Origin of the sequence: Achromobacter sp. UBA5777, assembly GCF_002418565.1 — a bacterium.
GTDB classification, from domain to species: Bacteria; Pseudomonadota; Gammaproteobacteria; order Burkholderiales; family Burkholderiaceae_B; genus Achromobacter; species Achromobacter animicus.
Genome location: NZ_DIEJ01000050.1, coordinates 1 through 26,729, shown reverse-complemented (window position 1 = coordinate 26,729; position 26,729 = coordinate 1). Strand labels below are relative to the sequence as shown.

23 protein-coding genes and 1 other RNA gene are annotated in these 26,729 nt (G+C 65.2%); 6 read left to right on the top strand and 18 right to left on the bottom strand.

The genetic code is table 11. The features are described from left to right. From B3446_RS03565 to gyrA, 14 genes are all read right to left on the bottom strand, one after another. The coding region (locus tag B3446_RS03565) for a ComEA family DNA-binding protein (RefSeq protein ID WP_291377330.1) at positions 1 to 453 on the bottom strand (453 nt) is incomplete at its 3' end. Positions 454 to 674: 221 nt separating this feature from the next. Next, a complete protein-coding gene (gene rfaD, locus B3446_RS03560; protein WP_291377329.1) occupies positions 675 to 1,664 on the bottom strand; it encodes an ADP-glyceromanno-heptose 6-epimerase in 990 nt (329 codons plus the stop codon). Further along, on the bottom strand, positions 1,661 to 2,602 hold the full coding sequence (rfaE1, locus tag B3446_RS03555; protein WP_175122830.1) for a D-glycero-beta-D-manno-heptose-7-phosphate kinase: 942 nt from the start codon (positions 2,600 to 2,602) through the stop codon (positions 1,661 to 1,663). The genes rfaD and rfaE1 overlap by 4 nt, the downstream gene beginning before the upstream one ends. Next, the gene (gene lapB / locus B3446_RS03550) at positions 2,599 to 3,813 is read right to left on the bottom strand and encodes a lipopolysaccharide assembly protein LapB (protein ID WP_191576638.1); all 1,215 of its coding nucleotides are present in this window, start codon (positions 3,811 to 3,813) and stop codon (positions 2,599 to 2,601) included. Before lapB ends, rfaE1 begins: the two co-directional genes overlap by 4 nt. A gap of 46 nt (positions 3,814 to 3,859) precedes the next feature. Then, on the bottom strand, positions 3,860 to 4,174 hold the full coding sequence (locus tag B3446_RS03545) for a LapA family protein (protein ID WP_056567641.1): 315 nt from the start codon (positions 4,172 to 4,174) through the stop codon (positions 3,860 to 3,862). Positions 4,175 to 4,383: 209 nt separating this feature from the next. Then, positions 4,384 to 4,746, bottom strand: coding sequence for an integration host factor subunit beta (locus B3446_RS03540; protein WP_056322254.1), 363 nt, complete (start codon positions 4,744 to 4,746; stop codon positions 4,384 to 4,386). A gap of 3 nt (positions 4,747 to 4,749) precedes the next feature. Beyond that, positions 4,750 to 6,462 (bottom strand): 30S ribosomal protein S1, encoded by a 1,713-nt coding sequence (gene rpsA, locus B3446_RS03535; RefSeq protein ID WP_175122832.1) that lies wholly within the window; start codon positions 6,460 to 6,462, stop codon positions 4,750 to 4,752. Between the two features lie 214 nt (positions 6,463 to 6,676). Beyond that, complete coding sequence (gene cmk / locus B3446_RS03530) at positions 6,677 to 7,357, bottom strand: (d)CMP kinase (protein ID WP_370633081.1); 681 nt, start codon at positions 7,355 to 7,357, stop codon at positions 6,677 to 6,679. Between the two features lie 21 nt (positions 7,358 to 7,378). Further along, positions 7,379 to 8,701: a 3-phosphoshikimate 1-carboxyvinyltransferase gene (aroA, locus tag B3446_RS03525; RefSeq protein WP_291377328.1), complete on the bottom strand. Its 1,323-nt coding sequence runs from the start codon at positions 8,699 to 8,701 to the stop codon at positions 7,379 to 7,381. A gap of 4 nt (positions 8,702 to 8,705) precedes the next feature. Next, positions 8,706 to 9,608, bottom strand: coding sequence for a prephenate dehydrogenase (locus tag B3446_RS03520; protein WP_291377327.1), 903 nt, complete (start codon positions 9,606 to 9,608; stop codon positions 8,706 to 8,708). Further along, positions 9,605 to 10,726 (bottom strand): histidinol-phosphate transaminase, encoded by a 1,122-nt coding sequence (gene hisC / locus B3446_RS03515; protein ID WP_291377326.1) that lies wholly within the window; start codon positions 10,724 to 10,726, stop codon positions 9,605 to 9,607. The genes B3446_RS03520 and hisC overlap by 4 nt, the downstream gene beginning before the upstream one ends. Before the next feature lie 11 nt (positions 10,727 to 10,737). Then, on the bottom strand, positions 10,738 to 11,823 hold the full coding sequence (gene pheA / locus B3446_RS03510; RefSeq protein WP_191576642.1) for a prephenate dehydratase: 1,086 nt from the start codon (positions 11,821 to 11,823) through the stop codon (positions 10,738 to 10,740). Beyond that, on the bottom strand, positions 11,816 to 12,946 hold the full coding sequence (gene serC, locus B3446_RS03505) for a 3-phosphoserine/phosphohydroxythreonine transaminase (protein WP_291377325.1): 1,131 nt from the start codon (positions 12,944 to 12,946) through the stop codon (positions 11,816 to 11,818). Before serC ends, pheA begins: the two co-directional genes overlap by 8 nt. Further along, positions 12,946 to 15,606, bottom strand: a complete 2,661-nt coding sequence (gene gyrA / locus B3446_RS03500; RefSeq protein ID WP_191576644.1) for a DNA gyrase subunit A — start codon at positions 15,604 to 15,606, stop codon at positions 12,946 to 12,948. Before gyrA ends, serC begins: the two co-directional genes overlap by 1 nt. A 412-nt stretch (positions 15,607 to 16,018) precedes the next feature. On the opposite strand from gyrA, the gene ompA reads away from it, so the two are divergent. The 5 genes from ompA to ssrA all read left to right on the top strand — a co-directional run bounded on the left by ompA (position 16,019) and on the right by ssrA (position 20,276). After that, a complete protein-coding gene (ompA, locus tag B3446_RS03495; RefSeq protein ID WP_056322232.1) occupies positions 16,019 to 16,600 on the top strand; it encodes an outer membrane protein OmpA in 582 nt (193 codons plus the stop codon). Positions 16,601 to 16,748: 148 nt separating this feature from the next. After that, complete coding sequence (ubiG, locus tag B3446_RS03490; protein ID WP_291377324.1) at positions 16,749 to 17,477, top strand: bifunctional 2-polyprenyl-6-hydroxyphenol methylase/3-demethylubiquinol 3-O-methyltransferase UbiG; 729 nt, start codon at positions 16,749 to 16,751, stop codon at positions 17,475 to 17,477. Then, positions 17,474 to 18,148 (top strand): HAD-IA family hydrolase, encoded by a 675-nt coding sequence (locus tag B3446_RS03485; RefSeq protein WP_291377323.1) that lies wholly within the window; start codon positions 17,474 to 17,476, stop codon positions 18,146 to 18,148. The genes ubiG and B3446_RS03485 overlap by 4 nt, the downstream gene beginning before the upstream one ends. A 470-nt stretch (positions 18,149 to 18,618) precedes the next feature. Next, positions 18,619 to 19,797 (top strand): MFS transporter, encoded by a 1,179-nt coding sequence (locus tag B3446_RS03480; RefSeq protein ID WP_291377322.1) that lies wholly within the window; start codon positions 18,619 to 18,621, stop codon positions 19,795 to 19,797. Positions 19,798 to 19,887: 90 nt separating this feature from the next. After that, positions 19,888 to 20,276, top strand: a transfer-messenger RNA (tmRNA) gene (gene ssrA / locus B3446_RS03475). A gap of 73 nt (positions 20,277 to 20,349) precedes the next feature. On the opposite strand, the gene B3446_RS03470 is transcribed toward ssrA, so the two are convergent. The 4 genes from B3446_RS03470 to B3446_RS03455 all read right to left on the bottom strand — a co-directional run bounded on the left by B3446_RS03470 (position 20,350) and on the right by B3446_RS03455 (position 25,135). Then, complete coding sequence (locus B3446_RS03470) at positions 20,350 to 20,604, bottom strand: hypothetical protein (RefSeq protein WP_175122842.1); 255 nt, start codon at positions 20,602 to 20,604, stop codon at positions 20,350 to 20,352. 173 nt (positions 20,605 to 20,777) lie between these two features. Further along, entirely contained in the window at positions 20,778 to 23,324 is a 2,547-nt protein-coding gene (locus B3446_RS03465) for a TonB-dependent siderophore receptor (protein WP_291377321.1), read from the bottom strand. 175 nt (positions 23,325 to 23,499) lie between these two features. Beyond that, positions 23,500 to 24,510: a FecR domain-containing protein gene (locus B3446_RS03460; RefSeq protein WP_291377320.1), complete on the bottom strand. Its 1,011-nt coding sequence runs from the start codon at positions 24,508 to 24,510 to the stop codon at positions 23,500 to 23,502. Between the two features lie 31 nt (positions 24,511 to 24,541). Then, positions 24,542 to 25,135: a sigma-70 family RNA polymerase sigma factor gene (locus B3446_RS03455; protein WP_291377319.1), complete on the bottom strand. Its 594-nt coding sequence runs from the start codon at positions 25,133 to 25,135 to the stop codon at positions 24,542 to 24,544. 348 nt (positions 25,136 to 25,483) lie between these two features. On the opposite strand from B3446_RS03455, the gene wecB reads away from it, so the two are divergent. Next, a complete protein-coding gene (gene wecB / locus B3446_RS03450) occupies positions 25,484 to 26,638 on the top strand; it encodes a non-hydrolyzing UDP-N-acetylglucosamine 2-epimerase (RefSeq protein WP_191576651.1) in 1,155 nt (384 codons plus the stop codon). Positions 26,639 to 26,729 lie beyond the last annotated feature (91 nt).

The window sequence follows — 26,729 nt, the reverse complement described above, 5'->3', positions numbered from 1 at the left end:
CGCAGCGGCTTTGCCGGCCGCGGGCCGGGCGCCGGGCGCCGCAACGGACGCGCCTGCCGACGGCTTGGACGCCGCACCCGCCGCGCCGATCGTCAGCCCCGCCGCCTGCAGCGCCTGAGCCTTTTTCTGGCCGATGCCCCGCACGCGTTCGGTCAGGTCGTCTAACGATTCAAAGCCGCCGCCGCGCTCGCGTTCGCGGACGATGATTTCAGCGGTGCGCGGGCCGATGCCTCGCACGCCCTCAAGCTGGGCTGCGGTGGCCTGGTTGATATCCACCGCATGAGCGGGCGGCGCGGCCACGCCCAGGCCAGCAGACAGCAGCAACGCGCCGAGCGCCCGCCGAAGTATGCGGTGCCGCTCTCGCGGGCATGCGGTCATGGCAGCGGGACGCGCGCGACGCCACGAGGCCCGAGGCAGGTTGCGGGCAACGGTGGGATGGACGAAGGGATTCATGGGGCTCTCCTGACGGTTCCGGACGCGACGGTTGCCGCGCCCCGTTGCCATCATCGGGGCGGGCGGCCCCCAGCGCCGGTCCGGTGAACCAAAACATCCACCCCGGCAACTACGCGTGCAGATACCTCGGCAATCTCCCCAGCAATGGCAGGCAACGTCGCGGGCAAAAAAAAGCCACCGCGTCGCGGTGGCCTTCCTTGTCGCATTGCCTGCGCGGCGGATTACTTCCGCGCGCGCCAATAGCGCACGTACTCGGCCACGCCCGTCTGCACGTCGCGCATCGGCGCGGCAAAACCGGCGGCCCGAAGCTGCGTGACGTCCGCCTGGGTGTAGCTCTGGTAGCGCCCCTTGAGGTCTTCCGGGAACGGGATGTAGCGGATCAGATCCAGCTCGGCGAGCTGAGCCAGCGTCAGCTCGGCCTCGCCCCGCTCGGCGCGCAGCGTGTTCACCACCGCGGCCGCCACGTCGTTGAACGGCTGCGCCTTGCCGGTGCCGCAATTGAAAATGCCCGATTGCTCAGGGTGATCCAGGAAATGGAGATTCACCGCCACCACGTCCTCGACCGAAATGAAGTCACGGCTCTGGCCGCCATCCACGTAGCCGTCCCAGCCCGCAAAGAGGCGCACGTGCCCGTGCTCCAGGAACTGGTTCATGTTGTGGAAAGCCACCGAGGCCATGCGGCCTTTGTGCTGCTCGTGCGGACCATACACGTTGAAGTACCGCAGACCGACGACCTGCGCCGTCAGGCTGTCCATGCGCTTGCGCAGCACCTGGTCGAACAGCAGCTTGGAATAGCCGTAGACGTTCAGCGGGCCTTCGTTGTCGGGATGCTCGACGTAGGTCGTCGATCCGCCGTACACGGCCGCCGAGGACGCATACAGGAACGGCACGCGGCGCGCCTGGCAGAACTCGAAAAGTTCCAGCGTGACGCGGTAGTTGTTGTCCAGCATGTAGCGGCCGTTGCGCTCGGTCGTGTCCGAGCACGCGCCCTGGTGCAGGACCGCGCGGATTTCGGGCAGGCTGCCATCGGCGACGCGCCGGCGGAAGTCGTCCTTGTCCATGTAGTCGGCGATCTTGCAGTCGACCAGATTGACGAACTTGTCGCCTTCGGTCAGGTCATCGACGGCAATGATGTCTTCGATGCCGCGGCGGTTGAGTCCGCGAACCAGGTTGCTGCCAATGAAGCCCGCGGCTCCGGTAACGACGATCATGAGGATTCTCCTGCCAATTCCGCGGCCGTGACGACGGACGTGCCCAGCTTGCCCACGGCGATGCCCCCGGCCTTGTTGGCCCAGCCCATGGCTTCGGCCCACGGCAAGCCAATGGCGCGCGTAACCGCCAGCGTGGCCAGCACGGTGTCGCCCGCACCGGACACGTCGAACACTTCATGCGCTTGCGCGTCAGTGTGGTCGCGTCCCGCATCGGAAAACAAAGTCATGCCCTGCTCGGACCGCGTCACGAGCAAGGCTTCCAGGTCCAGATCGGCGCGCAGGCGCTGCGCACGATCGGTCAATTCGGCTTCGGACGTCCAGCGGCCAACTGCCTGCTGCATTTCCGAGCGGTTGGGCGTGACCAGCGTCGCGCCGCGATAACGCGAATAGTCGTCGCCCTTGGGGTCCACCAGCACCGGGATGCCCGCGCTGCGCGCCAGCGCAATCAGCGACTCGACCCGGGTCAGCACACCTTTGGCATAGTCCGACAGAACGACGATGTCGTGGTTGGCCAGATGCCGGGCCAGCGCGGCGTCCACCGCGTCAAGCGATGGCTGGGTGGGATGCTGTTCGAAGTCCACACGCAGCAGCTGCTGCTGACGGCCCAGCACGCGCATCTTGAGGGTGGTGTGCAGTTCGTTGTCGGCGATCAGGTCGCCCTGAATGCCGGCCTCGGTAGCCAGGCGCCGGACGCTGTCGCCGGCTTCGTCCTGGCCCAGCACGCCGACCAGGGTCACGTGGCCGCCCAGGGCCGCGACGTTGCGCGCCACGTTGGCGGCGCCGCCCAGACGGTCTTCGCGTCGCGCGACTCGCACGACCGGCACCGGCGCTTCGGGCGAGATACGTTCGACTTCACCGAACCAGTAGCGGTCCAGCATGACGTCGCCAACCACGAGCACGCGGCTACGCGAAATGGCTTCGGCGGGAAAAGAGTTCATTCAAGTTCTTCCAGACGGCGCGGCGCATAGGTTTCCCAGGCGTTGCAGCCGGGACATTGCCAGTAAAAGCGACGCGCTTGAAAACCGCAATTGCGGCATGCGTAGCGATCGAGCCGTTGCGTGTGCTTGTGAATCAGGCTGCGGAGCAGTGTCAGATCGGCGCCCGGCACCGGTCCGTGATCGCCATCGCCGTCGCCGTTGGCAAGCTCGGCCTCAAGCAGGCGATCCAGCCCCAACAGTGAGGGATGGCTGCGCAGCGCGCCGCGGGCAAAGGCCCAGGCGGTGGCGGCGCCCTGCTGCACCCGCAACTCCCGGAACACCACATTGAAAAGGTCCAGGGACGCATGGCGGCCATACTGCTTTTGCAGGAAATCCAAGCCCTCCGCCACCTGATTGGCATTGCGGTAATTGGCCAGCAACTGTTCGGCCACCAGTCCGGCGTATTCCGACGCGTCGGTCATGACCGACTCGAGATACAGCCGTTCGCGCTTCGGATCCTGTTCGATCAGCGCCAGGCGCGCCCGCAGCATGGCGGTGCGCACCTTGGCGCCCTTGCTCGAGGCGGCTTCGGTGGTGGACAGCGCATGGTCCGCAGCGTCCAGCGCCTTATGCGCCGCCTCGACGTCGGCGGGCTTGGCCGCCAGCGCCGTCTGGGCCTGTTCGCAGTAGTAATGCACGATTTGCGGGACGGGCTCGTCGACAAGGCCCTGCAGGGTCTTCACGGCCTCGATCGCACGCGGCCAATCGTGCTCGGATTCATAAATGCGGATCAGCGAGCGCAGCGCGGGCAAGGCGTAGCGCGTGTCCTTGAGCTGCTCGAAACCGCTTTCGGCGCGATCCAGCATCCCGGCCTTCAGGAAGTCCTGCGCCAGCTCGTGCTGCGCGTGTTCGCGTTCCGCCTGCGGCAGGTCGGAACGGTTCAGCAGGCTTTGGTGCACCCGGATGGCGCGCTCCATTTCGCCGCGGCGGCGGAACAGACTGCCCAACGCAAAGTGCAGCTCCGTGGTTTCCGGGTCCAGCTTGGCGACTTCGACGAAAGCGTCGATGGCGCGATCAGGCTCTTCATTGAGCAGGAAATTCAGCCCGCGGAAATAGGAGTCGGGCAGGCTGCGCGTTTCCCTCAGCATCTGCCGGATGTCGAATCGCGCGGCCAGCCAGCCCAGCGCGAAGAGCACCGGGACGAATATCAACCACCAAGGTTCAAAATCCACTATTCGGACTCATGCGGTAATTCGGTGCAAAAAAGGCGGCGCGATGTCACAGCGGCGACATGGGAGCGACGGCTTCGGGGGGCACGACGGGCGTCGTGCCATTGGCGGCGGCCTGGATGCGATCCAGTTCGCGGCGCAGGCGGATGGCCTCGCGGCGGCGGCGCAGCGCGGCGGGCACCGTCAGCAGCAGGCCGAACAGCGCGCCAAGCACGAACACGACCAGCATGACGACGATCAGCGGGACATCCTGGACGACGTAGTCGGCGTAGAACTTCACGGCGACGGGGTCGGTGTTCTTCAAGGCGAACATCAACACCGCAACAAAGACGAGCAATCGCAGGGCCCAGACGAGATAGCGCATGGCGCATGCTCCAGATGATTCGAGACCGTCAATTGTAAGCGACGTCTTCATGACGAGAGAAAAAAAAGCCCCAAGGCGGAGCACGGCCCGCCCGTGCGGGAGCCGGGCACACGCATGAACCGGCGCCACAAAAACAAAGCCCCTTGATTTCTCAAGGGGCTTCGCTCGCGGTCCGATCTGCCCGAAGGCAGCCCTGCCTGGCCGACGCGTCAGTGCATGGCGTGCAAACCTGCCATGGAAGACGGCATCGACTCGCTCGACCCAGAGGATTGAGCGTCCTCGTCATTGCCGCCGACCAGGTCCACCCGCTCGCGCAATTCCTTACCCGCCTTGAAGTGCGGCACCTGTTTACCAGGCACCAGCACCTGCTCGCCGGATTTGGGATTGCGACCGATACGGGGTGACCGTTGCGACAACGAGAAGCTGCCAAAACCGCGGATTTCGATGCGCTGACCCGAGGCCAGGGCCTGAGTCATTGCATCCAGTACGGTCTTGACCGCGTAATCGGTGTCGCGGGCGGCCAGCTGAGGATAGCGGGCCGCCAAGGCGGCGATCAGCTCCGACTTGGTCACGAATTAACCGTCGTTGCGCTGTTGGTCCAGCTTGGCCTTCAGCAGCGCGCCGAGGTTGGTGGTGCCGGACGAAGCGCTGGCATCGGACATGCGCTGGATCGTGTCGGCGGTTTCGGCGTTGTCACGGGCCTTGATCGACAGTTGGATCGAACGCGTCTTGCGGTCGATGTTGACGATCATGGCTTCGATGTTTTCGCCGGCGGACAGCACGGTGGTGGCATCTTCGACGCGGCCCGAGGAGATCTCGGAAGCGCGCAGGTAGCCTTCGACGTCCACGGACAGCGTCACGACGGCGCCCTTGGCTTCGACGGACTTGATGGTGCCCGGAACGACGGCGCCCTTGTCAAACGTGGCGACGAAGTTGTTGAAGGGGTCGCCTTCCAGCTGCTTGATGCCCAGCGAGATGCGTTCCTTGTCGGTGTCGATGCCCAGAACCACGGCTTCGATTTCGTCACCCTTCTTGAAGTTGCGCACGGCTTCTTCACCAGATTCGGCCCACGACAGGTCGGACAGGTGAACCAGGCCGTCGATGCCGCCGGGCAGGCCGACGAACACGCCGAAGTCGGTGATCGACTTGATGGCGCCGCGGACCTTGTCACCACGCTTGAAGTTCGTGGCGAACTCTTCCCACGGGTTCTGGCGGCACTGCTTCATGCCCAGCGAAATACGGCGACGGTCTTCGTCGATTTCCAGGACCATGACTTCGACTTCTTCGCCCAGGGTCACAACCTTGCGCGGGTCGACGTTCTTGTTGGTCCAGTCCATTTCGGACACGTGGACCAGGCCTTCGATGCCGGCTTCGACTTCAACGAACGCGCCGTAGTCGGTCAGGTTCGTGACCTTGCCGAACAGGCGGGTGCCTTGCGGGTAGCGGCGAGCCAGGCCCACCCACGGATCTTCGCCAAGCTGCTTGACGCCCAGGGAGACGCGGCTCTTTTCCTGGTCGAACTTGAGGACCTTGGCTTCGACTTCCTGACCCACTTGCAGGACTTCGGAGGGGTGACGCACACGGCGCCAGGCCATGTCGGTGATGTGCAGCAGACCATCGATGCCGCCCAGGTCGACGAACGCGCCGTAGTCGGTGATGTTCTTGACCACGCCCTTGACCACGGCACCTTCGTGCAGGGTTTCGAGCAGCTTTTGACGCTCTTCGCCCATGCTGGCTTCCAGCACTTGGCGACGCGACAGCACAACGTTGTTGCGCTTGCGGTCGAGCTTGATGACCTTGAATTCGAGGGTCTTGCCTTCGTACGGGGTGGTGTCCTTGACCGGACGCAGGTCCACCAGCGAACCCGGCAGGAACGCGCGGATGCCGTTGGTCATGACGGTCAGGCCGCCCTTCACCTTGCCGGTGATGGTGCCGGTAACCAGTTCGCCGTTCTCCAGGGCCTTTTCCAGTTGCAGCCAGGCCGACAGGCGCTTGGCGCGGTCACGCGACAGGATGGTGTCGCCGTAGCCGTTTTCCAGGGAATCGATGGCCACCGAGACGAAATCGCCGGGTTGCACTTCGAGCTCGCCCTGGTCGTTCAGGAACTCTTCCAGGGGGATCAGCGCTTCGGACTTCAGGCCGGCGTTGACGACGACGAAATTGTGGTCGACGCGCACGACTTCGGCGCTGATGACCTCGCCGGACTTCATGTCCTGGCTCTTGAGGCTTTGTGCGAAAAGGTCGGCGAAGCTTTCGCCGCCGGTGGCGGTAGTGGAAACGGAAGACATGGGGTTGAAATCCATTGGGCCGAAATGGCCGTTAAGAACACACCGCAGCGGATTGCCCGCCACAGTGGAGTCAAAATACCTGCCGGCTGGCTGACCCTTGCGGGGTGGCCCGTGGGGGAGTCGCCTGGCTTGAGCAGGGCCTAATCAAAAAATGCTAAAAAACTGCCGGTAGCAAAACTGCCTGTAGCAACACTGCCCGTAACTTCACTTAACTTCACGGGTTGGCTTGCTGCCAGAAATCCAGTATTGCCTGCACCGTTTCTGCGATCGTCAGGTTGGACGAATCCAGCACGTGTGCATCTGCTGCGGGAGCCAGCGGCGCAGTGGCGCGTCCAGTGTCGCGCGCGTCACGCTCGCGCATATCCCGCAAAAGGTCGTCTAGATTAGCAGAAATTCCCTTTTCGATCAACTGCTTACGCCGCCTCTCCGCCCGGGCGACCACGTCGGCGACCAGGAAGACCTTCAGGGACGCGTCCGGGAACACGACGGTGCCCATGTCGCGGCCGTCCGCAACGAGGCCGGGCGGCAGCCGGAAGGCGCGCTGGCGCTCGAGCAAGGCCTGCCGCACACCCGGGAAAGCCGCCACGCGGGACGCGAAATTGCCCACTTCCTCGCGGCGGATGTCATGGCCGGCATCGGCCCCCTCGAGGTAAACATGCGGTCCATCGAAACGTACATCCAGCGTCTCGGCCACGCGCGCCACGGCGGGCTCGTCGTCGGCGGCGACGCCGCGGTTGATGGCGGCCAGCGCAGTCAGCCGGTAGAGGGCGCCGCTGTCCAGCACCGCCCAGCCCAGCGCCTTGGCGACGCGATGAGCCACGGTACCCTTGCCGGACGCGGTGGGGCCATCGATCGTGATGACCGGGGCCAAGGAAGCGGAGGTTGAAGCAGTCAAAGTCATGGATGCGATGCAGCGCTAGGCCGAAACCAGGCCGGCGTAGACGTCAAAGTAACCCGGGAACGTCTTGCTGACACATCCGGGATCAAGAATGCGGACCGCCGCCGGTCCGAATGCAGCCAGCGAAAAGCACATCGCCATGCGGTGGTCGTCCCAGGTGCCGATATGGGCATCGCGCCAGGCGTCCTGCGCCGGCGGCGTCACGCGCAGCCAATCGGGGCCGGACTCCACCTGCGCGCCCAGCTTTTCCAGCTCGGTCTGCATGGCATGGATGCGGTCCGTCTCCTTGACGCGCCAGCTGCCGATGTTGCGCAGCCGGCAAGGACCGTCGGCATACAGGGCCAGCGCCGCAGCTGTCATCGCCGCGTCGGGGATCAGGTTGAAATCGGTATCGAAGGCCTTGAGGCGCTCGCCGTCGGCAACCTGCACGCCCGACACCTCGATCCAGTCGGGGCCATAGGTGACCTTGGCGCCCATGTCGGCCAGCGTGCTGGCGAATCCCACATCGCCCTGGATGCTGTCGGCGCCGACGCCGGTCACGCGCACCGGGCCGCCGCCGATGGCGCCCAGCGCCAGGAAATACGACGCTGTCGATGCGTCCCCTTCCACGGCGATCTGCCCCGGACTGCGATAGGCGGCGCCCGCGTCCACAACGAATCGGCTCCAGCCGTCCCGTTGCACCAGTACGCCAAAGCGCGCCATCAGGTTCAGCGTGATCTCGATATACGGCTTGGAAATCAGCTCTCCCGCGACCTCGATCGTGACGGGCTTGCCGCTGCGAGCGGCCTGCAAAGGCGCGGCCAGCAGCAAGGCGGTCAGAAACTGGCTGGAGACCGAACCCTGCACGCGGGTAACGGCGTTTTCAGCGATGTCGCCGCGGCCGATGTGCAACGGCGGATAGCCCGGCTGGCCCAGATAGTCGATGCGCGCGCCCAGCGCGTTCAAGGCATCGACCAGGTCGCCGATCGGGCGCTCGTGCATGCGCGGCACGCCGGACAGCCGGTAGTCGCCGCCCATGAGCGCCAGTGCCGCCGTCAACGGACGGATTGCGGTGCCCGCATTACCCATGAAGAGGTCGGCGCTTTCCACCGGAAAGCGGCGCACGCCCTGCACCGTGACGCGCCCGGCTTCCAGGTCGGACACCTGCACGCCCAACTGGCGCAACGCGGCCAGCATGACGCGTGTGTCGTCGGAGTCGAGCAGACCGGTGATGACCGTCGTACCTTCGGCGATGGCCGACAGCAACAGCACGCGGTTGGAAATGCTCTTGGATCCCGGCAAGGCCATCGCGCCCTGCGCGCGCCGCACGCGCGGCAGATCGAGGTAAGACAAAGCGCCCATTGAACTACTCCTTGCGCCAGCCGCGGCGCGCACGCGCCGCCGTGTCCAGCAGCGTCAGCAATGCCTCGCCGTCACCATCGGCAATGGCGCGCTCGGCTCGGTCCAGCACGCCGCGCACCGCGGCCAGCTCGGCCAGCATCGCGTCGCGATTGGACAAAAAAATGTCGCGCCACATCTCGGGCGATCCGGCGGCAATACGGGTGAAATCACGAAAGCCGCTGCCCGCGAGTTCCAGCCGAGTCGCGGCGTCGGCGGCCGTGGCCACCTGTTCCATAAACACCGACGACAGCAGGTGCGGAAGATGGCTGACCGACGCGAGCACGCGATCGTGCGCGCCTGCGTCCATGTCGATCACGTGCGCGCCGCAAGCCTGCCAGGCCTGGCGCACGAGCGCCATGGCCGCCGCGCCGTTTTCGGGCACGGGCGTGAGGATGACGGTGCGTCCGCGGTAGAGGTCCGCATCCGCGGCTTCCGGCCCGGTGCGCTCGGCGCCCGCGATGGGATGGCCCGGCACGAACTGCCCAAGGCGATCGCCCAGCGCATCGCGCGCCGCCTCGACCACTTCAGCCTTGGTGCTGCCGCCGTCGGTCAGCACGGCGTGCGGCGAGAGGTGCCTCCGCATCTGCGACAGCACGGTTTTCAGGCCGCCGACCGGCGTGGCCAGCATGATGAGATCCGCCTGGGCCGCCGCGGCTTCGGCCGTCACGGCTTCGTCGATGAGGCCCAGCGCGACAGCGCGTTCCAGCGACTGCGCATTGCGCCCCACGCCCAGCACCTTGCCCACCTGCCCTGCCTGCCGCAAGGCCGCCGCGAACGATCCGCCGATCAAGCCGACGCCAACCACTGCCAATACAGGAATCAGGGGGCCCGCGGCCCCCTGATCTGAAGAAGGTAACGCGTCGTTCATGCGGTCAGAATGGCGGTCAGGGCGTCGATGAATCGGGCGTTCTCTTGCGGCAGACCGATGGACACGCGCAGCCACTCCGGCAGACCGTCGCCCGCAACGGGACGCACGATGACGCCGCGTTTGAGGAGTTCAAGATTGATGCGCGGCGCGTCGCCCACGTGAACCAGCACGAAGTTGCCGTAGCTGGGCACGTAACGCAGATTCAGCTTGTCGAACGCGGCGCACAACTGGGCCTTGCCTGCCTTGTTGGAAGCGTACGCTTCCTCGAGGTATTCGGCATCGCCCAGCGCGGCGATGGCCGCAGCTTGGGCCAGGGTATTGACGTTGAACGGCTGGCGCACGCGGTTGAGCAGGTCGGTCAGGCCGGGCTGCGCCACCGAGAAACCGACGCGCAGGCCCGCCAGGCCGTAAGCCTTGGAGAACGTGCGCGACACGATCAGGTTCGGATACTGGCGCGCCAGCGCGGTGCTGTCGAAGCGCAGTTCCGGATCCAGGTATTCGTTGTAGGCCTCGTCCAGCACGACCGTGACGCGGTCGCCGTGCGCGGCATGCACGCGATCCAGGAAGTCCGCGACCTTGTCGCCCGGCACGAACGTGCCGGTGGGGTTGTTCGGGTTGGCGATGAACACCAGCCGCGTGTCGTCGGCGATGGCGTCGAACATCGCATCCAGGTCATGGCCGTGATCCACGGCCGGCACCACGATGTGGCGCGCGCCGCGCGCCTGCGTAGCCAGGCGGTACACCGCGAACGAGTGCTGCGCGTACACCGCCGAGGCGCCCGGCTCCAGCAGCGCCAGCGCGGCGATTTCCAGGATGTCGTTCGAGCCGTTGCCGAGCGTGATCCAGTTCATCGGCACGCCGTAGCGTTCGGCAAGCGCCGCCTTCAGGTCAAAGCCGTTGGGGTCCGGATAGCGTGCCAGCGATTCGGCGGCGGCCAGCATGGCCGCCTTGGCCGACTTGGGCATGCCCAGCGGGTTTTCGTTGGAGGCAAGCTTGACGATGGTTGCGGGATCCAGCCCGAATTCGCGGGCCAGTTCTTCGATCGGCTTGCCGGCCTGGTACGGGGCGATGGCGCTGACGTGCGCGGGGGCAACGAGGGGCTTGGATGCGTGGGTCATGATGTGGGATATCACTGCGCCGGGTACGAGCCCAGCACTTTGAGGTAGGCAACCTGCGCCTGCAGGGCCGCCAGGGCGCGCTCGACGTTCGGGTCGTTCCGGTGGCCCAGGACGTCGACGTAGAAATAGTATTCCCACTGGCCGGTGCGCGCGGGGCGCGACTCGAAGCGCGTCATCGACACGCCGTTGGCCGCCAGGGGCGCCAGCATTTCATAGACGGCGCCCGCGCGGTTCGGCACCGCCAGGATCAGGCTGGTCTTGTCCTTGCCGCTGACCAGGGGCTCGATGTTGCCGATTGCCAGGAAGCGGGTGCGGTTGTGCGGGTCATCCTGGATGCCGGCGGCGACGATTTGCAGGTTCCAGGCGGGCGCGGCCACTTCGCCGGCAATGGCGGCGATGCTGGCATCCGACGCGGCAGCGCGCGCCGCCTCGGAATTGCTGGATGCGGCCACGCGCTCGACGTCGGGATAGTTGCGCGTCAGCCAGCCCTGGCACTGGGCCAGCGCCTGCGGGTGCGCGGAAATGGTCTTGATGCCGTCCATGCCACCCGATTGCGACATCAGGCAATGGCGAATGACGAGCGAACGCTCGCCCAGGATCTTGACCGGGGTGTTCAGCAGCAGGTCCAGGCTGCGGTTGACGGCGCCTTCGGTGGAATTTTCCACCGGCACCATGCCCACGTCGGCCTGGCCGGCTTCCACGGCCCGGAAGACCTCGTCGAACGAGGCGCAAGGCAGCTTCTGGACCGCATGGCCAAAGTGTTCCAGCGCGGCCTGCTCCGAGAACGATCCCTGCGGTCCCAAAAACGCGACGGTCATGCCGCGCTCCAGGCCCCGGCATGCGGAGATGATTTCGGTCCAGACCGACGCCACGCCGGCGTTCGGGAACGGACCGGGATTAATCTGCTGCAGGCGGCGGATGACCTCGGCCTCGCGCTCGGGGCGCAGCACCGGGCCATCGGCATGCGCGGCATGCTTGGCCTCGCCCACTTCGAGCGCGGCGCGCGCGCGCTGCGACAGAAGATCGAGGATTTGCGCATCGAGGTCGTCGATGCGCTTGCGCAGGGGAAGCAGCTTGCGCTGCAGCTCTTCATCCATGGCGGCGCTCGAAGTCCTTCAGGTACTCGACCAGCGCCGTCACGCCTTCGAGCGGCAGCGCGTTATAGATGGAGGCGCGCATGCCGCCCACGCTCTTGTGGCCCTTCAACTGCGTGAGGCCCGCTGCCTCGGCGCCCTTCAGGAAGGCGTCGTTGAGCGACTCGTCGTGCAGCACGAACGGCACGTTCATGCGCGAGCGCACGGGTGCGTGAATGGGATTGCGATAGAAGCTGGTGCTGTCCAGGTAGCCGTACAGCAGATCGGCCTTCGCCTTGTTGCCCGCTTCCATGCCCGCCACGCCGCCATTGGCCTTGACCCACTTGAACACCAGGCCCGCGATGTAGATCGCAAAGGTGGGCGGGGTGTTGTAGCGCGAGTGTTCGGCCGCCACGTTGGCGTAGTCAAACGCCGAGGGGCAGATCGGCAAGGCCTGACCAATCAGGTCGCGGCGCGCGATGACCATGGTGACGCCGGCCGGGCCGGCGTTCTTCTGCGCGCCGGCGTACATCATGCCGCAGCGCGACACGTCCATCGGGCGCGACAGGAAGTGCGATGAAGCATCAATGACCAGGGGCACGTCGGGTGCGCCGAGGTCAGCGGTGTCGGGCCAGTCCAGGAATTCGACGCCGCCAATGGTTTCGTTGCTGCACAGGTGCAGATAGGCCGATTCCTTGCGCACCTGCCAGGTATCGGCAGGCGGCACCCAGGTCAGCGGCGCCTGTTCGCGGCCGTCGATCTGGGTGGCGTGGTCGGAGCTGGCCGCGACGTGCGTGCTGCCGTAGCGGCCGGCTTCCTTGTACGAACGCTTGGACCAATGGCCCGTCACGACGAAATCCGCGGCTGGCGCGCCGCGGCGTCCCATGAGATTCATGGGAACGATGGCGTTTTCCCCGGAACCGCCGCCTTGCATGAACATGACGGCGTAGTCGGCCGGCAGGCCCAGCAGGTCGCGCAGATCGGACTCTGCTTCATCGCAGATCTGCACGAAATGCTTGCCGCGATGGCTCATTTCCATCACGGACATGCCGCTGCCGTGCCAGTCCAGCATTTCTGCAGCGGCTTGCTGCAGCACCACCTCGGGCAAGACCGAGGGGCCGGCCGAGAAGTTCCAGGGGCGGGCCATTATTGCTCCGTAGGTTCCGTCGAATCTGCTGCGTCGTTGCTGTCGTCGCCACCGGTTGGCTGGCCATCTTCGTCCAGTTCACCGTCATCGTCCGCGTCGCTTTCGACGACACGGCGCACGCCGGACAGCGTACTGCCGTCGTCGACGTTGATCAGCGTGACGCCCTGTGTCGCACGGCCCATTTCGCGGATTTCCGCGACACGGGTGCGCACCAGGACGCCGCCGGTGGTGATGAGCATGATCTCATCGGTAGGCGTGACCAGCACCGCGCCCACCACCTTGCCGTTACGCGAGGTGGTCTGGATGGCGATCATGCCCTTCGTGCCGCGGCCATGGCGCGTGTACTCCGCGATCGGCGTACGCTTGCCGTAGCCGTTTTCCGTGGCCGTCAACACCGTCTGCGTCTCGTCTCCGGCGACCAGCAGCGCAATCACCGTCTGCGTGTCCTCGAGCATCATGCCGCGCACGCCGCGGGCGTTGCGGCCCATCGGGCGCACGTCGTTTTCGTCGAAGCGCACGGCCTTGCCTGCGTCCGAGAACAGCATGACGTCGTGCTTGCCGTCGGTGAGATCCGCGCCGATCAGGTAGTCGCCATCGTCAAGGTCGACGGCGATGATGCCGGCCTTGCGCGGGTTGGAGAAGTCGGACAGCGGGGTCTTCTTGACCGTGCCGCGCGAGGTCGCCATGAAGACGTAGTGATCTTCGCTGAATTCCTTGACCGGCAGCACCACCGTGATCTTCTCGCCGTCGGCCAGCGGGAACATATTGACGATCGGCTTGCCGCGCGAGTTGCGCGTGCCTTGCGGCACTTCCCAGACCTTCAGCCAGTACACGCGGCCGCGGTTCGAGAAGCACAGCAGGAAGTCGTGCGTGTTGGCGATGAAGAGCTGGTCGATCCAGTCGTTTTCCTTCATGGCCGTCGCCTGCTTGCCGCGTCCGCCACGCTTTTGCGAGCGGTATTCGGACAGCGGCTGGCTCTTGATGTAGCCGCCGTGCGACAGCGTCACGACCATGTCGGTCGGCGTGATCAGGTCTTCGGTATCGAGTTCAGTCGCGTTCAGTTCGATTTCCGAACGGCGCGAGTCCTTGGCGCCGGTCGAGAACTCGGCCTTGATGGCCTGCAGTTCTTCGCTGATGATCGTCGTGATGCGCTCGGGACGCGCCAGGATGTCCAGCAGGTCGGCGATGGTGGACATGATGTCCTTGTATTCGCCGACGATCTTGTCCTGCTCCAGCCCGGTCAGGCGTTGCAGGCGCATGTTCAGGATTTCCTGGGCCTGCGTATCGCTCAGGCGATACAGGCCGTCGCCCTGAAGACCGAACTCGACGCCCAGGTCGTCCGGACGGAAAGCCGCGCGGCCGCCCGGCGTGTCGCCGTCGGCGCGCGACAGCATTTCGCGCACCAGCGACGAATCCCAGGACTTCGCCATCAGTTCCTGACGGGCGACGGGGGGAGTCGGGGCCGCCTTGATGATCGCGATGAAATCGTCGATGTTGGCCAGCGCCACCGCCAGGCCTTCCAGCACGTGGCCGCGCTCGCGGGCCTTGCGCAACTGGAAAACCGTGCGGCGCGTGACCACTTCCCTGCGATGCTGCAGGAAGTAGTCGATCATCTGCTTCAGGTTGAGCAGGCGGGGCTGGCCGTCGACCAGCGCCACCAGGTTCATCCCGAAGGTGTCCTGCAGCTGGGTGTTCTTGTAGAGGTTGTTCAGCACGACCTCAGGCACTTCACCGCGCTTGAGCTCGATGACAAGACGCATGCCGTCCTTGTCCGACTCGTCGCGGATGTCGGAGATGCCTTCGATCTTCTTGTCGTTGACCAGCTCGGCGATGCGTTCCTGCAGCGTCTTCTTGTTGACCTGGTAGGGAATCGCGTCGATCACGATCGCCTGACGATTGCCCTTCTCCATGTCTTCGAAGTGCGTCTTGGCGCGCATGATGACGCGGCCGCGACCCGTGCGATAGCCTTCGCGCACGCCGGACATGCCATAGATGATGCCGCCCGTGGGGAAGTCCGGCGCCGGGATGAGCTCGATCAGCTCATCGACCGTGCACGCCGGATTGCGCAGGCAGTACAGGCAGCCGTCGACCACTTCCTGGAGGTTGTGCGGCGGAATGTTGGTCGCCATGCCCACCGCGATGCCCGAGCTGCCGTTGACCAGCAGGTTGGGCAGGCGCGACGGCAGCAGCAGGGGTTCCTGTTCGCTGCCGTCGTAGTTGGGCCCGAAGTCGACGGTTTCCTGGTCGATGTCGGCCAGGAGTTCGTGGGCGATCTTCGCCAGGCGGATTTCGGTGTAACGCATCGCCGCGGCGTTGTCGCCGTCGATGGAACCGAAGTTGCCCTGGCCGTCGACCAGCATGTAGCGCATGGAGAAATCCTGCGCCATGCGGACAATGGTGTCGTACACGGACTGGTCGCCGTGGGGGTGGTACTTACCGATGACGTCCCCGACGATACGCGCGGACTTCTTATAGGCGCGGTTCCAGTCGTTGTTCAGCTCGTGCATCGCGTAGAGCACGCGCCGGTGGACAGGCTTCAAGCCGTCCCGCACATCCGGTAGCGCCCGACCGACGATCACGCTCATCGCGTAATCGAGGTAACTGCGGCGCATCTCTTCTTCCAGCGATACCGGAAGCGTCTCCTTGGCAAAGGAATCCATATATATAACGACAGAATCGTGTAAGGAGGAACCCGGGCCGGGTAAACAGGAAATTCTATCATTCGATTGGGGGACCGGTCCGATGGGCTGTCCGAAGGCGCCGCAAGCGGGCTACGACGGACCGATCAGAAACGCCGCCCGGCCACGCCCACCCGCGCCCTGCGGCCCTGTTGTCAAAAACCAACATGGGAAACGGCAGGAGTGCCGAAAACGTCATATCCAGCATTAATGCGCCTGTCCAGGGAAGCCAAAGCCCCCCAAATGCCTTAAGATTGTTTCCAGCACGCAGGAAACCCAGTAGCTATTCCTTTGAACCAGCTCTTGGCGTTGCTATACTGGCCCCGTTTTCCTGATATGCGGCGGGGGTTCGCTGCGAGTCACTTATCCAGCTTCAAGCTCAACGAGGAGAAACATGAACAAACCCTCCAAATTCGCTCTGGCGCTCGCCTTCGCCGCCGTCACGGCCTCTGGTGTAGCTTCCGCGCAAACCGTGGACAACTGGCGCAACCCGTTCGGTAACGTTTGGAAGAACGGCACGAACGAACTGTGCTGGCGCGATGCCTTCTGGACCCCGGCCACCGGTATCCCCGGTTGCGACGGCGTCCCGGTTGCCCAACAGAAGGCGAAGCCGGCCCCGATGGCGGCAAAGGTCGTGTTCAATGCTGACACGTTCTTCGACTTCGACAAGTCGACCCTGAAGCCCGAAGGTCGCCAACTGCTGCAGCAAGTCGCTCAGCAAGCCAGCACCATCGATCTGGAAACGATCATCGCCGTCGGCCACACCGACTCGATCGGTACCGAACAGTACAACCAGAAGCTGTCCGAGCGCCGCGCCGCTTCGGTCAAGGCTTACCTGGTCAGCCTGGGCATCGACCCCAACCGTATCTACACGGAAGGCAAGGGCGAACTGCAGCCGATCGCTTCCAACAAGACGAAGGAAGGCCGCGCCCAGAACCGTCGCGTTGAGATCGAAATCGTGGGTAGCCGCAAGTAATTGCCGGACTAGCTACAATAAGGGGGCCTCGCATAGCGAGGCCCTTTTTTTCGCCTGCGATGCACCCATCTGGTGCATCGGTGAGCCCCTTCCTCGCCTAGCGCGCTGGACCCCTCTATATATAGAGCAGCCTTACGCCGGACCGCCCATGAACACGCAAACTCACGACACCGCGCAAGCCTCCGTCAACGCCGATCAGGCCGAAATCGACAAGTTCAGCGCCCTGGCCAGCCGCTGGTGGGACCCCGAAAGCGAGTTCAAGCCGCTGCACGCCATCAATCCGCTGCGGCTGGAGTGGATTCAGGAATGCGCGGGCAGCCTGGCCGGCAGCAAGGTGCTGGACGTAGGTTGCGGCGGCGGCATTCTGTCGGAAGCGATGGCCCGCAGCGGCGCCGACGTAACCGGCATCGACTTGGCCGACAAGTCCCTGAAGATCGCGCGACTGCATGGCCTGGAATCGGGCGTGAAGGTGGAGTACCGCAAGGTGCCCGTCGAGGAACTGGCAGCCGAGCAGCCGGGCCAGTACGACGTGGTGACCTGCATGGAAATGCTGGAGCACGTGCCGGATCCTGCCTCGATCGTGCGCGCCTGCTCGACGCTGGTGAAACCCGGCGGCTGGGTGTTCTTTTCCACGCTGAACCGCAACGCCAAGTCGTTCGTGTTCGCGATCATCGGCGCGGAGTACGTCCTGCGCCTCCTGCCCCGCGGCACCCACACCTACGACCAGTTCATCAAGCCGAGCGAGTTGTCGGCGGCGGCGCGCGGCGCCGCCCTGGAACCGGTGAGCATGCGCGGCATGGAATACAACCCGATCACCCAGATCTACTCGCTGACTTCCGACACTTCGGTCAACTATCTGATGGCAACCCGTAAATGAGCGCCCTGATCCTGTTCGATTTCGACGGCACCCTGGCCGACACCGCCCCCGACCTGGCAGCCGCCGCGAACCGTCAGCGCACCCGCCGCGGCCTGGAGCCGATGGCGTACGAGGCGCTGCGTCCCGTGGCATCCCAGGGCGCGCGCGGACTGTTGCGCGTGGCGCTGAACCTGCAACCGGGCGACGCGGACTACGAGCCCACCCGCCTGCAGTTTCTGGAAGACTACGCCGCCAGCTCGACGGTGCACAGCAAGCTGTTCCCGGGAATTGAAGACCTGCTGGCCGATATCCGCAACCGTGGCATGTCCTGGGGCATCGTCACCAACAAGGTCACCTACCTGACCTTGCCCATCGTCGAGTTCCTGGACCTGACGCGCGACAGCGCCGTGCTGGTCTGCGGCGACACCACCGCCCACGCCAAGCCGCATCCCCTGCCCTTGCAGCACGCCGCGCGTGAAGCGGGCTTTGAGACCGACCGCTGCGTCTACGTCGGCGATGACCTGCGCGATATCCAGGCGGCTCACGCGGCGGGCATGCCCGCTGTAGCCGCGGCCTATGGCTACGTCGGCGAAGACGACAACGTCATCGCCTGGCAGGCGGAAACCTGCGCGAATTCGCCGGCGGAACTCTGGTCCGCCATCGAGCCGCTGCTGCCCCGCGACCTGCGGTAGAGGCCGGGGGATGGGCCGCAGGCCCATCCGTCCCGCGATCGTTCAAGCCGTTCCTTCCTGCGCGCCCCTGCTCGGCCATACCGCTCCTGCCTGCGCGTCTCGCGCTTGGTCATGCCGTTCCTTCCTGCGCGGCATCCTCGCTGATCGTGTCCCCGCTCTCCGCGATTACTCGGCCTCATTAGTGCAGCAGGCCGAACAATCTATCCGGATGCCGAGGGTTTATCCGGCCGCCGATCTCCCCTAAAGTGTGAACCGTGCATCGCGATCCCGGTTGTCCGGATCGCGCCGTTTCCGGCACATGCCGGCGTTGCAGCCTTCCGCAGGCCGCGACGACATCTCCGTGCTGGCGGACCTCCGCGTCTCGCCGCATTGTGCGCGCCACGTTGACGCGGCGCACGCCAGACCTTTTGACCTTGCCTTCAACTCCCTGCCCGCGCGGCGCCATCCGGCCTCGCGTCCAAGGAATGCCTATGCTTTTGCCCATCCTGCTACTTTCTGCCGCTGGCTTCACCATCCTGACCACCGAGTTCCTGATCGTGGGGCTGCTGCCCGGTCTTGCCCGCGATCTGGATGTGACCGTTTCCCAGGCAGGCCTGTTGGTGACGCTGTTTGCCTTCACGGTCGCGGCGACCGGCCCCCTGCTCACCGCCCTGATGGCCAACATGGAACGCAAGCGCCTGTTCATCGGGGTGCTGGTGCTGTTTGGCGTGTCCAACGCGCTGGCCGCCGTGGCGCCAAACATCTGGATCATGGCGATCGCCCGGTTTGTGCCGGCGCTGGCCCTGCCTGTGTTCTGGTCGCTGGCCAGCGCCACCGCCGTCGAACTGGTGGGCCCCGCACGCGCCGGGCGCGCCATTTCCACGGTGGCCTTCGGCATCGTGGCCGCCACGGTGTTCGGCATTCCGATCGGTGTACTGATCTCGGACGCGTTCGGATGGCGCGCCGCGTTCTGGGTGCTGTCCGTGGTGGCGTTTGCCAAGGCGCTGCTGCTGCTGCTGACCTTCCCCAGCACGCGCATCCGCGCCGACAGCGTGCGCCTCGTCACGCAACTGCGAATTCTGCGCAACCCCATCGTGGTGAGCCATGTGGTGCTGTCGCTGCTGGTTTTCACCGGCATGTTTACGGCCTATACCTATCTGGCCGACATGCTGGAACGGCTGGGCGGCTTTGACGGCGAGACCGTCGGCTGGACGATGATGGCGTTTGGCGCCGTCGGACTGGTGGGCAACACGCTGGGCGGACGTCTGGTGGACCGCAGCCCGCTCGGCGCCACGGCGCTCTTCTCGTCGCTGATGGCGGCTGGCCTGGCGTTCGTCGCGCCGGTCATGCAGTCGCACGGTCTGCTGGCTGTCGCGCTGGGCATCTGGGGAATCGCCCAGGCCGCGCTTTTCATCGTCTGCCATGTACGGCTGATGAAGTCCGCCCCCGAGGCGCCCGCCTTTGCCGCGTCCCTGAACATCTCCGGCGCGAACATCGGCATCGGCCTGGGCGCGGTAGTTGGCGGACATGTGATCGACCACTACGGCCTGGCGACGCTGGGCGGCGCAGCGGCCGTCATCGTGGCGGTTTCCGTGGGGCTCGCCGCGCTAATGATGGCGGCGTCCCGGGGCCGGCGGCAATCCAAGGCGGCGTGCGCCAACGCGGCCTGACGCCAAGCTTGTCTCGCCCCCGCCACGCTTGACACCGCTTCGGTTTACAGGATGGCAGGCGCTTGCATTTGCAGTACAATGGAAGGTCTTGGGGCCGATCCGGATTCGACGTGGGTCGCGAAACAACTCAGGGCATGCCGAGCACCAGTACGCTCGTTAAACCACTGGAACACTACAAACGCCAACGACGAGCGTTTCGCTCTCGCCGCTTAAGCGGTGAGCCGCTGCACTGATCTGTCCTTGGGTCAGGCGGAGGAAGGCAACTTCCTAGGGGGGTAACCCTCGAACCGCAGCAGCGACATTCACAAGGAATCGGTCTGCGCTGGGGTCACACGGCTCAGATTTAAATTACGTGAATCGCTTTGGTCCGGCCTGTCGGTTGGCTAAGTCCAAAGTTAAAACCAAATAAATCGACTACGCATGTAGAACTGGTTGCGGAGGGCTTGCGGACGGGGGTTCAATTCCCCCCGGCTCCACCAAATTCCGTTCAGCAACGTCAGCTGACCAAAAATCCTCAAGGGTGCAGACCCTTGAGGATTTTTTTCGTCTGGGTCACTGCCGGTTGACCCAGTCCTGCGCACCCTCGATGAACCAGGGGAGATTCAGGCGTTCGCCCTCGCCCGATTGAATCGTCAGACGCTGGCCGGACGGGTTGGCGTTGTTGTTGGAACCCGCCGGCGAATCCAGCGGCCGGCTGCGGTAGTCCACGTTGTTTCGCGGTTGCTGCGGGGTCTCTGCGCAGGCGGCGAGAGCTGCGATGGCCGCCCCGGCGAGCAGCAGGCGCAGCGCTGCGTGATGAATCTTCATGGTGTTCGGTTCCTGCTGGCGGCACAGGCCGGCGTGCCAGACGAAACGGCCTTTCCCGTACCTTACTCGCATTAGGGTGGCCGCGTCAGGCAGCTCGGGTCAGCCTGGCCGCCCACGTCAACCCGCCCCCCCTCCAACAGAAGCAGATTGGGCGCGGGGCGCGGCATACCGGGTCAGAACTGATACTTCAACGTCAGCATCGCGTGGCGGGTAGGCGCGTAGATCCCGGTATAGAAGGTGGTATCCAGCCCCTGCAGGTATTTCTTGTCGAACACGTTGTTCAGGTTCAGCGTGGCCGAGAGCTGGCGGTTGAAGTCGTAGCGCGCCATCAGGTTGGCGACGGCGTAGGCCGGCTGCTCGCCCTTGAGGGTGACGCCCGGCAGGGACCAGGTGGTGGCGCTGTAGTAGATGCGGCTTTGCCAGTTGACGCCGCCGCCCACGGTCAGGCGGTGCCAGTCGCCGGGCAAGCGGTAAGTGGTCCACAGCTTGGCCATGTGGCGCGGGAAGATGGTTCGGATGGTTCCGCCCTCGCCGTCTTTGGTGATGCTGTAGCTGTAGCTGAGCGCGGCTTGCCAGCCGGGGGCCAATTCGCCGTTGAACTCGATATCCAGGCCCGACGTTTTGGCGCCGCTGACGGCGCGGTAAGCCGGTTCCCGCACGGTGCCGGGGACGAACTGGCCTTCGTCGACTTCGGCAAGGTTGTCCTGGCGGATCTGATAGAGCGCGATGGCGCTGGTGAGGCGGCCGCCGAAGTAGTCGCTCTTCAAGCCGATTTCGTAGTTATCGCCGGTGCGCGGGTCCAGCACGTTGCCATTGCGATCGCGGGCGCTTTGCGGCTTGAAGATGCTGCTGTAGCTGGCGTAGACGGAATGCTGGTCGTTCAGGTCGTAGACGATGCCGGCGTACGGCGTGACAACGCCGCTCTCACTCATTTCCGTGATCTTGTTGTTTCGCGCCAGCGCTGGCGACGTGTAGATCTGCGAGAGCTTGTAGCGGTAGTTGCTGACGCGCGCGCCCACAATGACGGCGAGGTCGTCCGCGGGCTTCAGGCGCAATGCGGAATAGACGCCCTGCTGCTTTTGCCAACCGTCGTAATCCATGAGTTTCTGGCCTGACGCGGTGGGCCCTGCAGTGTCGTTGCCCCAGGTGTAAATGTTGACCTCACGGCCCTCGATGTCGTCGTCGGCCGGCTCGTGATAGTTATTGAACTCCGCCCAATTCATTCCCACGACGAACTCGTGCTGCCGTCCCCACCATTCGAATGGTCCGGCCGCCTGCACGTCGAAGCCGGTCTGGCGCTGGCGGGCGCTGCCCAGGCCGCCATAGAACTGCACGCCGTCGCCCGTGTTGCGCTCGACGAAACCCCAGCTGGCGTCGGCGGACGAAAACTCGCGCTTGCCGTGGAGGTAGTTGCCCGAAAACTTGAGCTTCCAGTCGTTGGCGAACTTGTGCTCCAGGTTGAGGAAGGCGTTGTAGACCTTGAGTTCGTCCGTGTTCCAGCGTGCCCCGGCGTTGTCGGACGCCTTGAAATCGGTCTGCTGACCGTCAGCGTAAAAGAGCGGTAGTCCGGTCGACGACTGTCCGCGCGGATCGTTGTTCTGGTAGTCCAGGCCTGCCGTGAACAGCGTGTTCGGCGTAAGGTCAGCCTCCAGCACGCCGTAGAAAACCGTCTTGTTTTCCTTGTAGTAGTCGATATGCGTGTTGCCCTGCTCGTGCGCAGCGACGAAGCGGCCGCGCAGGGTGCCGGCGTCGTTGATGGGCCCGCCCACGTCCAGTTCGCCGCGGCCACGGCCCCAGGTGCCTGCGCCCACGCTGGCATAGCCCTGGAATTCGCGCGTGGGCTTCTTGCGGATGAGGTTGACGGTGCCCGAGGGATCGCCCGCCCCCGTCATCAGGCCCGTCGCGCCGCGCAGGACTTCCACCCGGTCGTAGATGGCCAGGTCAGTCTGGCTCTGCGGGATGTTCTGCGACACGATGTCGGTCGCGGTCAGGACGCCATCAAACTGATAGTTATCGATGTTGTAGCCGCGCGAAAGAATCGAGAACCGTCCTGTGCCGATGTTCTGCACCGAGATGCCCGGCGTGCGGTCCAGCAGCGCCTCGATACTGTCGACCCCCTCGTCCTCGATACGCTGGCGCGTCATGACGCTGATGGTCTGCGGCGTCTCGCGCTGCGTGAGCGGCAGGCCGGTGGCGAAGGACAAGGGGCCGGTCATGGCGTAGCTGTTCGAACCCTCCGTGGCGCCAAAGCCGTCGGCTTGGACGGTGACGGGCGCCAGCGTGGCCACGCCGCCGGCGGGCGCCGCGCGGTGCAGCACATAACTGCCACCCTCTGCCGGCGATGCGGCCAGGCCGGTGCCCGCCAGCAAGGCATTCAACGCGGCGCGCGGGTCCAGGTCGCCCGACACGCCCGGGCTCTGCTTGCCCTGGGCGAGTTCGCCTGCGCCGGCGACCAGCACGCCTGACTCGCTGGCAAAGCGGGCGAGCACCGTGCTCAAGGGGCCCGCGGGGATGTCGTAGTGCCGCGTTGCGGCCGCTGCAGGTTGTTGAATGCCTGTGGTCTGTGCAAAGGCGTCCGGCGCGTCGACGGCCAGGACCGCCACGCCACCCGCGATCGCCAATTGCACGAGACGCGCAGTGCGGGTCAGGCGGGCGCTGCCCGCGAGGCGGCGGAATGAATGGGGCGACCGCGAGGCGGCAAGGACTGAATGACGGGGCATGACGAACTGGGTTCCGATGAGGTTTATCGACGAGCCGTGCGATTGAATTCGCTCTTATTAGGGGAATCGAACGAGAACCTCAAAAGCGGAACCGGGCGGGAGAAAATTTTTGCGATGCCGTGCGAATCGCGATGAAGCGCGGTCTGGCGGGTGGCGGGAAAGGGTGAGGATCGCGTCAGCGGCTGCCGGCCGGACCGCCGCGCGGCTGGATGCTGACCCACCACGGCAAGGTCCGCTGGATGCGGATGGGCAGAACGCCTTCGAGCATGGCCAGCGCCCGATCGGGATCGGTGGCGGGATAGCTGCCGATAACCGGCAGGTTGGCGATCTCGGGCGCCACGCGCAGCACGCCGCCGCGATAGCGCTGCAGCTCGCTGGCGACATCCGCCAGCGGCGTGTTGTTGGTGACCAGGATGCCGCGCGACCACGCTTCGCGCGCGGGGTCGGCAGATTGCGTGGCGGCCAGCGCTTCGTCCGTGAAGCGCGTCTGCTCGCCCGTCTGGATCACGCGCGTGCTGCCCGTGACGGCGGTGCGCGCTTCGACCGCGCCCTTGTAGACCGCCACCAGCGTCTCGTCGCCGTCGAGCCGCACCGTGAATCGCGTGCCGAGGGCGCGCACCCTGCCCTGCGGGGTATCGACGACAAACGGGCGAGCGGGATCAGCTGCAGTCTCTATCAACAGTTCACCCGCCAACAGGCGAAGCCGGCGCAGGCCGTCGCTGTAATCCTCGTCGAAGGCGCTGCCGGTGCCGAGCCAGACGACGGAACCGTCGGCCAGTTCGATCTGCCGGACCTCGCCGGTGGCGCTGCGGTGATCGGCCGCCCAGGCCAGCACCACGCCGGGCAGAGGCGTGAGGCGCCACGCCGCCAGGCCGGACAAGCCCGTGCCGGCCAGCGCCGCCAGGCCGAACAGCATCTGACGCCGCCGCGCCATGCGGCTATTGGCCGCGCAATAGCCCTTGGCGGCGGCGTCGCGGCCGGGGCTGGACTGGACGGGTTGGAATTGGCTGCTGATCCGCTCGACGTAGCTCCAGGCGGTCCGGTTTTCCTGCGCGCGTTCAAGCCAGGACTGCCAGCGCCGGCGCTCTTCGGGCGTGGCCTCGCCGGAGCGCAGCAGCGCAAACCATTCGGCAGCCTGCTCAAGCGCCTGGTGCGTGGGCTCGACGGCGGAATGCGAGGAGGTCATGTCGCGCCTGGAACAGGGAAATCCCAGCTCGTCATGCCGAACCGGTCGCCACCGGCGCGGCCGGATGCACAAGGATCGGCGAGTCGGTGGCCACGGACCGCGCTTCCAGCATCAGGCAGTGCAGCATGGCCTGGGCGACGTACTTGCGGACCATTCGCGTAGACACGCCCAGCTCCTGCGCCACTTCCTTGTCCGACATCTCGCAGGCGACCGCCATGACGAATGCATTGGCGGCCTTCACCGGCATGCTGCGCAGCATCCCATCGATTTCCAGCAGGGCCTCGATGACGATGACCTGATGCTCGGCCGACGGCGCCACGGCCTCGGGCCGCGCGGCCAGTTCTTCCAGCCACATCTGCTCGATCTGGCGGCGGCGCCACAGGTCCACGCACATGCCGTTGGCCATGGCGCGTAAATACGCCCGGGCCTCGGGGGCGCTGTCGAAGCGCCGCGGCTTCTGGATGAGGCGCACGAAAGCGTCATGCGCCAGGTCGGCCGCATCACACGAATTGCCCAGGCGACGGCGCAGCCACCCATGAAGCCATCCGTGATGGTGGGTGTACAGGGATTCGATTTGTGAGGACGGCGCGTCGCTGGCCACGTGGGTAGAAGGACCTCGAGCCATCCTGGGACGCCCGGAAATCTAAATAAGAATTACTCGTGATTATCCGCACAACGGCCCCGTTTTGCAATTCGGCATATCCGTCGGCGGGAATGGGCGCGTTCAAACCCCGGGGTTCATAACGGAAATTTATTGTTTCGTGCTTTATCTTGGCACTTGTAACGGCCACGCGTGATTTGACCCCAAATTTTGGACGAAACGTGCATCTCCCCTGTGGTGGGATTGCACGAAGCGGTGCTCCAAGACGCGCCAAATGTCCGGAAGCCTTGACATATTCCGACACATATTACGAATGCTTTCAAGACAAAATAGCCGCAAGAAAATGCCACCGGCGCTGGGGGCCACACCGTCATGAAAGTCCTGTCGATTTTCGGCACGCGTCCCGAAGCCATCAAGATGGCTCCGCTGGTCACCGCGTTGCAGAACGAGCCACAGATCCAGAGCGTGGTCTGCGTAACCGGGCAGCACCGGGAAATGCTGGATCAGGTGCTGGCGCTCTTCGAATTGAAGGCGCAGCACGACCTGGACATCATGGTGCCCAACCAGACGTTGAATGGCCTGTACGCCCGGTTGATCAGCCGCGTGGATGGCGTGCTGGAAGCGGAGAAGCCGGACTGCGTGCTGGTGCACGGCGACACGAGCACGGCATCGGCGTGTGCGCTGGCCTCGTTCCACCGGCGCGTGCGCATCGGTCACGTCGAGGCCGGGCTGCGCACCGGTAACCTGGCGATGCCGTTTCCCGAGGAAATGAACCGCCGCGTGGTCGACGCGATCGGCGACCTGCTGTTTGCGCCCACCGAGGAGTCGCGCGGGAATCTATTGCGCGAAAACCTGGCGGGCAGCATCACGGTAACCGGCAATACGGTGATCGACGCCCTGGCCATGACCTGCGCCAAGCTGACCGCCGGCAGCGCCCTGACCCGCATGTTGCAGACCCGATACGCATGGCTGGACCCGAACCGCCGGCTGCTGTTGGTCACGGGCCACCGGCGCGAGAGCTTTGGCGAGGGCTTTCGCAACATCTGCGCGGCGCTGGCCGATCTGGCCCGGCGCGCGGACCTGCAGATCGTGTACCCGGTCCACCTGAATCCCCAGGTGCGCGGCGTCGTGATGGCCGAGCTGTCCGGCCTTGCCAACGTGCACTTGATCGACCCGCTGGATTACCTGGATTTCGTGTGGTTCATGCAGCGCGCGCACCTGATCCTGACCGACTCGGGCGGGGTGCAGGAAGAGGCGCCCTATCTGGGCAAGCCGGTGCTGGTGATGCGCGACGTCACGGAGCGTCCGGAAGCGGTGCGGGCGGGCACGGTGGCGCTGGTCGGCACCGATACGCGGCGCATCGTCACCGAGGTCAACCGACTGCTTGATGACCCGGGGCTGCACAGCGCCTTCTCGCGGCGGATCAATCCATACGGCGACGGCAAGGCCAGCCAGCGCATTGTCGATGCGCTCTGCGGCCGCGCCGTATCGGAATTTTCTCCCCACGCCGCCCCCTCCTCTCTCTGACTATCTGCCGCGGTGCCTATCTTGCCTGGAGCTTTCATGCCCTCCTCCTTACAAGCTACCGATGTCCGTATGTTGTGCCGCGCCCTGGTCG